Origin of the sequence: Cyclobacterium xiamenense (genome assembly GCF_900109255.1) — a bacterium.
GTDB lineage: Bacteria > Bacteroidota > Bacteroidia > Cytophagales > Cyclobacteriaceae > Cyclobacterium > Cyclobacterium xiamenense.
Genome location: NZ_FNZH01000029.1, coordinates 1 through 1,400, shown reverse-complemented (window position 1 = coordinate 1,400; position 1,400 = coordinate 1). Strand labels below are relative to the sequence as shown.

General features: G+C 56.5%; 1 protein-coding gene. It reads right to left on the bottom strand.

Features of this window, described 5'->3' with window-relative positions; all coding sequences use genetic code 11:
• On the bottom strand, positions 1 to 1,400 hold a 1,400-nt coding region (locus tag BMW71_RS23835), incomplete at both ends, for a hypothetical protein (protein WP_177179754.1).

Below are 1,400 nucleotides of genomic sequence, written 5' to 3'. Positions count from 1 at the left end.
TCAACCCGTAGGAATAGGAGGCCAGCAGGGTTTCCGGCTGCTCCCCCATGCGCCGGGACACTGCGCTGAGGTAGCCTTCCGGACTGTAGCGGTACCTGTCTGTATAGTCCAAGGACACCGCACCCCGTAGTTGGGTATTCGTTTCGAGGGGCCTACCTCTGAAGTCATAATTGATCGACGTTTCGATTTCCCCACCCAGGTGGTTTTCCGATAGGGAAAGCACTTCCCGGCCCCAATCGTCGTAATGCACAACGGATTCCATTAACTGGCCGGAAGCCATATTTTTCACCAGTTTTCCCGTGAGTAGTCCGGAAGCGGGAAGGGAGCTGATGCCGATTCCTTTGTCCCTAAACGCTTTTTTGCTGTATCGGTAGTCGTCGTAAAAGCTTTGGCTAAGAATCTCGCCCGCTTCCCGGGGGAAGGTTTCGGGAGGAAGCGATTGCTCCGGCGAAAGCTTGATGCCGGTAGGCGTTGTCCGGGCGCTTTGTGTGGGAAAAAAGAATCCAGGTTTCAGTTCAGGAGGCTGAACGGTCGGGAACTGTTCCTGCCAGTTAAAGGAGGCTGCGGGACTGGTCTGTTTGAACTGGGGCATGCGTGTTTCGGGTTTGGCGGGTAGGTGCCGAAGACTCTCCGTATCCAATTGGTTTTGCAGGGTCCCTCTGTTTCTGCTGTCGGAAACCAGGCCTGTCTGTACGGGACGGTTGTGTGCGTCGTAGTTTGTGTACCGCCATTTGCCGGCCAGTTTCAGGTTTCCGTCCCGATGGCCCACCAGCCGGTCGCGGTGGTCGTAGAGGAATTCTTCTCCTGCTTTTCCCGGGCTTTTCTTTTCGATCAACCGTTTTTTGCCGTCAAAGCGGTAGCGGAAATACAGGCCATCGACCAACCGGAGTTCCCGGGACCGCTGCCAGTTTCCGGCCAGGATTTCCACAGCTTTGGGAGGGAGTACCACCCGTAAATCGCCCGGTAGGTCATATACGTAATAGGTACAGTGCCATCCCGCGTGTGAGGTTGAAGGTTTGGGTGAAGCCTGGGTCTTTTTCAGGATTACCCGATCGAGTTTATCGGTGTACGTCAGGCTGCGCATACCTTCCTCGTCGGTGATCGTGTGGACCCATAGCTCGCCTGCCGCGTAGGCACCCTTCGTCAGAGGCAGGCCATCACTAGCTACGGTCCAGATGCGGACCTGCTCTTCTGCCCGATTGGGTCGTTCGTGAAACCTTGTTTCCCGTCCGGACCCCGGTCGCCAGGCCTTCCCGGGAGGAGATACGGTCTGCGGGGATAGAATTGGCGAAGGCTGGTAGACGATTTCCCGATAGCCAAACGGGTCTCCGGAATGGGATTGCCGGTAGAAGGCAGCATGTTCGTTTTCAAAATCCGGACGGAAGGCGCCGGGTGTCGTC